Here is an 8,793-nt window from a genome sequence, read left to right as displayed (position 1 = left end):
CAGGCGCCGCGCGCCGGGGGTGACGGATACCGTGCTGCACTTCGCGACGATCATTACCCCGGATGCCGACCCGGTGAAACGGCGCGGCATGCTCGACGTCCTCGAACACTACTTTGCCGACAAGAACGCATCGCCGCTCGGCGCGACGCCGCCGCTACGAAGCTCGCGCAAGATGATGTTCATGGTCAATCGCCGTTGGGAGTTGCATGTGTGGGAGCTTCACGGCCCGCCGGCGACCTGGCACGACCAGCTCAGGCAACATCTCGCGCAGCAGCCTGTGTTCGCGGTGCTATCGGGACTTGGCGGCCGGAACTGGGCGCCCGTCCACGAGTTCTGCGAGCAGGAAGCCGTGCCATGTCTTTTTCCCAACGTGGATGTGCCGGTCGAATCGGAGCACGACTTTTACTCTCTGTACTTCTCGAAGGGTGTTCTGCTCGAGGCCGACATGATCGCGAAACGGATTGTCGATACCCGTGCGGACTCGTCGGCCGGAGTGGTAAAAACGGCGCGACAGATCTATCGCGCGGGCGATAGCGGCGAGGCCGGCGCGCAGGCGCTGAGTATCGCGCTCAAAGGGCATGGCATAGCGATATCAAACCACGCGCTGGCGCCAGGCGAGAGTGTCGCCGCCGCAATGCGAAGTGCCCAAGGCGCGGATGTACTGGTGCTGTGGCTCCGTCCGGCGGACATCGCCGCCATGGGCGACAAGCCCCCTGTGTCGACGAAGGTTTTTGTATCTGGACTGATGGGTGGCCTCGACCGCACGCCGCTACCGGCGAACTGGCGAGGGACGGCGCGTCTTGCTTATCCGGTCGACCTACCGGAGAAGCGACGCGTGCGCGTCGACTATGCGTTCGGATGGTTCGCGATCCGGCAGATTCCGATCGTCGACGAGCGCGTGCAGGCGGACACCTATCTTGCCTGCGGACTTCTCGCGGAGACGCTCAGTCACATGGTCGATGCCTTCGTCAGGGACTATCTCGTCGAGCGCATCGACGACATGCTCGAACACCGGATCCTCACTGGCTACTATCCACGGCTGACGCTGGCGCCTGGTCAGCGATATGCATCGAAGGGCGGCTATATGGTCCGTTTTGCCGAGCCGGACCGGGTACGGCTAGTCGCCGACGGGGATTGGATGGTGCCTTAAGAGATGTCTGAATGCACACGCTATTCCTGCCGAAGTGCATTAGAAAGCCCCAGATGCCAGGGCCCGAGCGTCGAACTCTCGGCAGTGCGTCAGCTGGACATCGTTGCCCCGTTCGGACAGGTCATCAAGGAACAACCAGAAGCGGCGCAGGAAGCTGACATAGGAAGTCGGGGTATAGGCGCCCCAGCTCGTTGCGCAGACTCTAGACTAGGTCGATGACCCGGTCGCCTTGAATCAGGACGCAGGCTTTACGATCGAGTCTTTGACGGCGGAATGCCATGGCCGAGTTGGCTACGTCGCATGCGCGTGCGCTCACGAGCCGCTCAAAATAAAAAGTGATCGTCCAGCAATCTGAAGACGACCCAGCACTCGACGACGTGCAGATTGGGCTATCGCGCCCGACAGCCAGCGAGTTCCCGACGATCCGTACGCGGCTGGCAGCGTCCGTGAGTGCCGGAATGGCAGTTGAAAGCGGAGTAGGCAGTACGGCGCGCACGGCGGCGCGCCGGGCGTCGCAATCGCGCTGGGTACCGGCAGTGTGGGCGAAGTGCTCTATGCGGACGGACGGCGCAACGTGGTGGGCGGTTACGGTTTTCCCGGGGACGAGGCGAGCGGAGCATGGATCGGGTTGCGCGCGTCGCGGCACGTACAGTTCGTGATGGATGGCCGTGCGGAGCCTGACGACCTTGCGCGCGACCTGTTGTTCGCCATGGCCGTCAGAACGCGCGACGATTTGGTTCGCTGGCTGTGCGCGGCGATGCCGGGCCGCTACGCTGCGCTCGCGCCCACGATACTCGCTCATGCGCGGCACCCGGTTTCGCGCGCCATCCTGAAGGATGCGGGAGAGGAGATCGCGCGGATGATTGCGGCGCTGGATCCGGCGGGCGGCTTGCCGGTCGCGCTGTGCGGTGGGGTCGGGCGGCGCTTGCGCGAGTATTTGCGGGCACCGCTGCGAGCGCGCGTGAAGGAGCCCCGTGCGGACGCGATGCAAGGCGCGTTGCAGATTGCACTCAGACTGGCGGAAGCGGGGAGGTGAGCAGAGGGGCGAACGGGAGTGATTTTCCGTTCGCCCCTCTGCGAGCCCGGCGGCTGCGTTGGCCATCCCTTTTTGTCGATTGCAAACGATTTCGGTGACGAAGGGGGATGAGGCATCGCCTGGATTGTCGCGGCGCACGCGCTTTAATAATTTCCCTCGAAAGTGGTACGAACGCTATTTTTTTGAACGCTATCGTTGCGTAGACAACTGAGGCTGGAATGCCGAAGGACCGTATAACCACTGGGTTATACAGAAGTCCGCCGACGGCCACCAGTGAGACTCTGGAGCGCCTTCGCCAGTGCGGCATCCTGATTATAGGATGTGACTATCCATGTTGAATGGAGCGTACTCGAGTAATGCTTATTCGCAGGGGGGCATCAACTCGGTTGCTCCATTTAAGCTCATCCCAGCCGCCATCGGACACGGCTGGGAAAAGCAAAAGCGCAACCAAGCGAAGCGGTGCCGAGCGGCTCACGACCCTGCTGGTCCCCACACGATGACGCTTCCGTGCCAAAGCGTTTTCCTCCGCCCATCTACGGATGACTTGTGCTCCTTGAAGAGGAATGCGCTGGCACTCCGAATGTAAAGGCGACAACAGGCGCACCTCCTTCGGGCCCGTTCATTTCCTGATGCAAAGAGACGGGCACGCCTGGCGAAGCGCGACTTACCAGAATGCTGTCTGGGGCGAAATCATTGAAACCGACTGCGGCGGCGGCATCCGGCCCTAAGCTCCTCAATACTTCCGGCATTGCCGCGGGCGGCACGTCCGTCGGCAGATGACCTGGATTTCGCCCGATCGTCGTCCACCCCACTTGCAATAACGTCGCTCGTTTCTCCAACATCTTGCCGCACTCCTTGATTTGCTGGCTCACATGTCGCCACGTCTCCAAGAGCATCAGAACCACAGACTTCACTGCCTCGACGGAAGGGTCTGCTGCGAGGACCTGTTGACCTGCATCGTGCGGAACTTCACTAGCTGCTGGCGCATCCGGTGCAGCGCCAGCACTACTCGCTGCGCCTCCGTCTTCACCGCCACCGCCTTGCCCGGTTGCTGCACCGCCATGCAGATCGCCCGGGCATCCGCCGCGTCGCTCTTGTTGCCCATCACGAACGCCTTCACGAACTTCGCCGGCATCAGCTTCAGATGGTGCCCCATCTCCCTCAGTCGGCGTGCCCAGTCCCGTGAGCGGGGCCACCGGTCCGATTCTCAGCTCGCTCCGTGAGCATACTTCAGCAACCCACGTTTGATGGCTTTATAAAGCGTCGGGCCAAGCTCAGCCAGATGGATCGCAGCACCGCTGAAGCCGTGCTCGCTCAGTTGCCTGACGCCTTTACACATTTCAACGAGGTCCATCCGCACTCAGCGTTGAAATTGAAATCGCCTCGCATGTTCCGGAGGGAGCTGGCGCGTCAGGCTCGGGAAAATGACCTCAACTAAGCGCTAGATCGTGTCCGGTTAAACGGGGGCAAGATCATGCTCACCTGGAGTGAGCACGCATAGATGTCGAGATTCACTTCACTTTGAAAGTAGCAAGGTGGTAATCACAAGACTGTGCGGCCACTACCGCTTGATCTTAAGATACGCCCGGCTGATTGCGGGCCGCGTATGCACCCACAGCCGCGAGGCGATCCACAACGCCGACCGGTCGCGCACCTCGAGTCGAGAAATCGAGCGACCGGCGCCGTCGTCGTTTCCGGGATAATTCGAGCCCGTCTCGCATGTGTAGAAATGTCGGAAACCCGCCTGACTGGCGACGCGTCGATAGTCGTCGTCGTAATAGCCTTGAGGCCAGCACAGATGATCCGAGGCCGCACCAAGCCGTGCTTTCAAGGTCGTGCGTGCGGCGATGAGATCACGAGCGAGTCCCGCGCACTTATCGTCCGCATTGGTTGACACTTGGTCCCATCTCACATGGCTATGCGTGTGGCTGTGAAATTCGAAGGTTCCACCATCACGCATTACATCGATCTCTGACCATCGGAGAATCGTCCGATCGGCGTCGCCGTTTTCGATCGCCACTTCGCCATCGCGATGATTGAGTAGTGGAGGCAACTTGGGGCCTGAGCGCGCGCGCATGGGTCCTTCGCCGATCCAACTCGTCACCAGAAAGCATAACGCGGTCAAGCCGTGTGCTTGCAGAACTGGATGCGCATGCACCCAGTTGTCGAGATAGCCGTCGTCGAATGTCAGCATGACGGACTTTTTCGGCAATGGCTCTCCCGCCAGATAGGCGGCGAGTTGCGTGCTGCCTATCGTCGTGTAGCCCGACCTTGCAAGGTGCGCCATTTGCGCGGCGAAATGACCGAGTGATACCGTAAACATGCCCGGCGTCGTGCTGATATGGTGGTACATCAGCACGGGCACCGCTCTAGCGGACCGGGTCATGTCGCCGCCCGCCACCGATTGCCTGCCTGACGCCGACGATTGATACCGCGCCGATATAAATCGATGGTCTCGTTCGCCATGCTCTCAACTGTGAAATTGCTATCTGTCTTGATACGCCCGGCCAGTCCAAAACGCGCGCGCAATGGTGGGTCGTCGACCAGGCGTGTGAGGGCGCCACGTAATGCATCCACGTCCTGTGCGGGCACCAGCAAGCCGTTCACGCCAGAGTCGATCAACTCGGGTACGCCGCCCACGTGCGTGCCGATCACCGGCAGCCCCATCGCCATTGCTTCTATGAACGCCTGGCCGAGCGCTTCCTGATGGGTCGGTAGCACGAACAGATCACAGCCACGCAACACGTTGTTGATGTCCTTGCGGAAGCCCAGCAAATGAATGCGATGGGATAACCCGAAGCCGTCGATCATCGACTTGAGCCTGTCAAACTCTCCACCCTCGCCAGCGATGACTACATGTAGATGCGGTCGGTCGATCATCATCGGCCTCACCGCCGCGATCAGATCGGCGTGCCCCTTATTCCCGCGGAGCATCGCCACGATTCCAGCGATAACAGCGTTCGAATCAAGTCCGAGTTCGTCGCGCAGCGTTGAATGCGTGAGTGGCTCCGGTTTAATGATGCCGTCATATATCGTCTCCACACGGCTTTCCTGCACACCGGCGGAAATCAGATAGTCGCGCACGTAATGACTCACCGCGACGACGCGATGAGGGATCCAGTTGTACGTAGCCAGCGACGTAATGGGCAGCGCCAGATGACGCGTCCGGACGATGAGTGGCGTTCCCGCAAGACGGCCTGCCATGCCGGCGATCAGGCTGTCATGACCGCTATGCGTATTGAGCACGTCAAAGCGACACTGGTCGAGAACCGACCGGATGGTTCTCCAGGATCGCGCATCGGCACCGCCGCGCATGCGCGCGTGATGAACGGTAAAGCCTTCGGCTTGCGAACGGACCCCGAGTGTTGCATCGTCAGGACAGACGAGTTCCACGTTATGACCGAGCGCGCGTAGCGCAATCATCTCTTTCAGTGTACGGACTTCCTGGCCGCCCCAACCCCTTGATGACTCGCTATGAAGAACGCTTAGTGTTTTCATGGGCTGACTGCCTCCAGGCAACCATTTTTTTCGCCGGGGGTCGGGATAGTAATATTCGTAATATTACGCTCAAAACAAAGCGCTCGGGACTCAAGCCATGAGGGTGGATGGGCTTTAGCGATGTTTAGTTGCCGCGTTCGTAGTTCGCAGTTCGTGGTTTTCTGGCGGGTCTGGCGGACGGGTTAGCCGCCGTGACGAGAAGCAAACGTTTGGCATCGGCGATGGTCCCTTGTCGGGGGAGGACCAGACATTGGTAGACTTCGCCTTCGGTCGACTGAAGCGATCTATCAGGCGGAAACCGGCTACGACGTCGCGGGAATTTCACGAAGGGCCGTCTTTGACGCCGTTCGAGACACTCGCCGTACATTCACAAGGGTCCGCCTCCAGACCAACGTGATCGTTCGATCCACACGTATCTCCTGGGACGAAAGACCGGTTGCGCGCCCCCTCGCCACCGGTGTTCGATCCACACGTCGCCCACAGGACAACTCTCGATGACATCTGTCCGACGGCGTTGTGCCTTCATTTTCGAGATTCGCAGCACGCGTTGAAATCCCGGCCTCGTACATAGCCCGGTCCAGTCGGACCATCCGGCGCGAGGCCGTTTCCGACAGCTTTGCACGTCGTTCCATTCCGCATTATTGCCCACCATTCTCAAAAGGCAGCTTCCAGACGGTCACGGTGTTTGTGTTGTCGTCGACCGCCGCAAAGCGCACGAACTCTTGACGCGCCTGCTCGAACGCCAGCCCGAATGCACTGGCTGGAGCCGGGTCGATGGGAAGCTGCGCGACGAAGCGGCCTTGCGGCGTGAATTCAACGATTTCGCTTGGCTGATTCGGATCGCTGTTGATCGCATCGCCGTTCGCGACGAACAGATGGCCGTTCGGTCCGAGCGTGAGCGCGATCGGGCCGTGGAGATGAGCGTTGTCCGCATAGATCGGCACACCCTTGCCACCGTCGTGCTGCGAATTGCCCGCACCGAATACCGCGAAGATCGCGTTATCGACGGTGGACGCAACATAGAGTACGTCGCGCTGCGGATTGTAGGCGAGTCCGGTCGGGCCTACGACCAGCGCCGCCGGATCGCCCCGAAACGGGTAACCAGAGGCGATCCGCGTGGCGCGGTCGAGGTGGATGCCGTTGTCGTCAATGCTCACATCGAGGCGCACGACCGTCCCGTTGAGCACGTTCGATACGAAGACCTTTGCATGGTCGCCCTTATCGAAGATTGTCAGATCCCAAGGCCCGTCGATCTTCGCCGTCGCAGGCGTCCATTGCGCGACGATGCCACCGGTTCGATTCAGCACTAGCAGCACGCCGGGCTTGATTGTCTTGAAGGTACCATCCGTGGTCGGCACGCTGCCGACCAGCACGAAGCCGCTTTTGAGAACACCGAGTGCGGTGCTCAGGCCAAGACCGGGGGCACCCTGGAAGAATGTGACCGGCTTGTCGTTCGGCACGATCTTGACGATTGTCGTGCCGGTGCCCTGCGCGTTCTGCGCGTTGTTAAAATTCGACACCAGCAGGTCGCCTGCGGCGATCGTGCCGAAGCGGGAGAATCCGTCGGGCACGAAGGCGACGCCGTACGGATTGAGGTCACCGTTGGCAGGCACCGTCGATGACGTGACGGAGGACGGCGGGAGCAGCGGCGTGAGCTCGCCGGCAAGGGCGGAGCCCGCTGGCGAACAGGCGAGACTGACGCCGTAGAGGGTGGCCAGCAGCAGGTGTTTCAGCGTGCGGCCCTTTGCACGGACAACGCGCTGGCGGGGGTGTCGGTCGATTGTCGGACTACAGCCGTGTGTGATGGGGTTCATGACTGGGCTCTCCAAGAATGCCGCGGGGCGGGCGCGTTGTTGTCGCTGCACGCAATGCGTGCCGGCCGCCGCAAGCGAATTTCGCCCGTGCCCACGCGATGGGTACTAGCACCGCTGTCCTGCAACTCTAACGCGCGTCGCGCAGCGTCGGCAACGGTGGGGGCGAATCCTGCAAACAGGCAAACACGGACCCGTTGCCGGCGGGTGCGTGGCAAGCGAGGCGTGCTTCATACACAACGGAAGTGGATCGTCCGTGCAAAGTAAACGGCTGGCAGGAATAAATATTCCAGCGTGACAGGCGGCACGGGGTTGCCCGTCAGGGCACGCCAGTCCGTTGAAGCAGTTACTGGCCGCTATGGATCGCGGCGTTCGCCCGTTGCGCCGATGGGATAAGCCGCCATCATCTTCGAGTGTCCGGTCCTCGGCTGCTCTGCGGACCTTCGCCGCGACTGCGTGATGGGCGGCTCCGGGTCGGGTTGCGCCGGTTGCGAATCGTCCCAGTTCGGTTGCGGATTCAACCGATGGACGCAACACATTGATGAAATCGCTTTGCCGGTGTTTCGAATTCTAGTGTTTTTCTCGGTCGTTCGTTCAGCGTCTTAGCGACCTCGTTAAGATTGGCTCGGGTGTAAATCGACAGGTCGAGGCCTTTGGGGAAGTACTGTCTTAACAACCCGTTCGTGTTCTCGTTCGACCCTCGTTGCCATGGGTTCTGTGGATCGCAGAAGTAAACTTTGATGTCGGTCGCGACGGTGAAGCGCTCATGGTCGGCCATCTCCTTGCCTCGGTCCCAGGTCAGCGATTTGTAGAGCTCCTGCGGCAATTTGGCAGCATGTTTAATTAGCGCATTGACTACCGTCTCAGTATCTTTGCGATCGACCTTTACGAGCATCACAAACCGAGTCTGGCGTTCGACGAGTGTTGCGATCTGACCGTTTGCGCTGCCGAAGAGCAAGTCTCCTTCCCAGTGACCGGGGATCGCGCGATCTTCGACGCTGGCCGGGCGTTCGCTGATCGATATCGTGTCACTGATTTGACCGCGATCTCCGCCTTTCGTCGTAAAGTCCAACGGTCATTCGCTCACGCGGAGTCGCCTGCCGCTTGTCGGCCAATCCGGACGATTGCGGTGGGCGGTCCAGTCCTGGGAAGGTCCGTTAGAGGGACACACCAATATGAGACTGGGATCGGCCGATTGCGTTGAGGGCCTAGGCGTCGGCAGGCGGGCTTTGCGCCCGCCGCTGCGTGTCTCAGCCTTGCGCCTGCGTCTCACGCGCCGGTTCGAAAGCCGTATCCCC

5 protein-coding genes and 3 pseudogenes are annotated in these 8,793 nt (G+C 60.8%); 2 read left to right on the top strand and 6 right to left on the bottom strand.

Features of this window, described 5'->3' with window-relative positions:
• Together HV670_RS28620 and HV670_RS28615 are read left to right on the top strand one after the other, a co-directional pair.
• Positions 1-1,150, top strand: a 1,150-nt coding sequence (locus HV670_RS28620) for a type 1 periplasmic-binding domain-containing protein (RefSeq protein ID WP_175108327.1), incomplete at its 5' end; no start/stop codon positions are given.
• A 499-nt stretch (positions 1,151-1,649) separates the two neighbouring features.
• A pseudogene (locus HV670_RS28615) lies at positions 1,650-2,186 on the top strand (glucosamine kinase nucleotide-binding domain-containing protein); the annotation flags it as partial.
• A gap of 946 nt (positions 2,187-3,132) precedes the next feature.
• On the opposite strand, the pseudogene HV670_RS32495 reads toward HV670_RS28615, so the two are convergent.
• The 6 genes and pseudogenes from HV670_RS32495 to HV670_RS28585 form a co-directional block, all read right to left on the bottom strand.
• Positions 3,133-3,372 (bottom strand): annotated as a pseudogene (locus tag HV670_RS32495) (IS110 family transposase); the annotation flags it as partial.
• A gap of 21 nt (positions 3,373-3,393) precedes the next feature.
• Positions 3,394-3,540, bottom strand: coding sequence for a hypothetical protein (locus HV670_RS32490; protein WP_175108325.1), 147 nt, complete (start codon positions 3,538-3,540; stop codon positions 3,394-3,396).
• A gap of 207 nt (positions 3,541-3,747) precedes the next feature.
• Entirely contained in the window at positions 3,748-4,572 is an 825-nt protein-coding gene (locus tag HV670_RS28600) for a polysaccharide deacetylase family protein (protein WP_175108324.1), read from the bottom strand.
• Positions 4,569-5,684, bottom strand: coding sequence for a glycosyltransferase family 4 protein (locus HV670_RS28595; RefSeq protein ID WP_175108323.1), 1,116 nt, complete (start codon positions 5,682-5,684; stop codon positions 4,569-4,571). Before HV670_RS28595 ends, HV670_RS28600 begins: the two co-directional genes overlap by 4 nt.
• Before the next feature lie 638 nt (positions 5,685-6,322).
• The gene (locus HV670_RS28590) at positions 6,323-7,498 is read right to left on the bottom strand and encodes an NHL repeat-containing protein (protein WP_246258058.1); all 1,176 of its coding nucleotides are present in this window, start codon (positions 7,496-7,498) and stop codon (positions 6,323-6,325) included.
• 514 nt (positions 7,499-8,012) lie between these two features.
• Positions 8,013-8,543: pseudogene (locus tag HV670_RS28585) on the bottom strand (IS30 family transposase); the annotation flags it as partial.
• Positions 8,544-8,793: the final 250 nt, after the last annotated feature.

The organism is Pararobbsia alpina, assembly GCF_902859895.1.
In the GTDB taxonomy this organism is placed as follows: Bacteria; Pseudomonadota; Gammaproteobacteria; order Burkholderiales; family Burkholderiaceae; genus Pararobbsia; species Pararobbsia alpina.
This window is presented reverse-complemented; position numbering and strand designations above follow the sequence as displayed.

What these genes read in the sequence shown, in the direction of transcription:
- HV670_RS32490 (WP_175108325.1), bottom strand. Translation starts at nt 3,540, where the DNA reads ATGGACCTCGTTGAAATGTGTAAAGGCGTCAGGCAACTGAGCGAGCAC.
- HV670_RS28600 (WP_175108324.1), bottom strand. Translation starts at nt 4,572, where the DNA reads ATGACCCGGTCCGCTAGAGCGGTGCCCGTGCTGATGTACCACCATATC.
- HV670_RS28595 (WP_175108323.1), bottom strand. Translation starts at nt 5,684, where the DNA reads ATGAAAACACTAAGCGTTCTTCATAGCGAGTCATCAAGGGGTTGGGGC.
- HV670_RS28590 (WP_246258058.1), bottom strand. Translation starts at nt 7,498, where the DNA reads ATGAACCCCATCACACACGGCTGTAGTCCGACAATCGACCGACACCCC.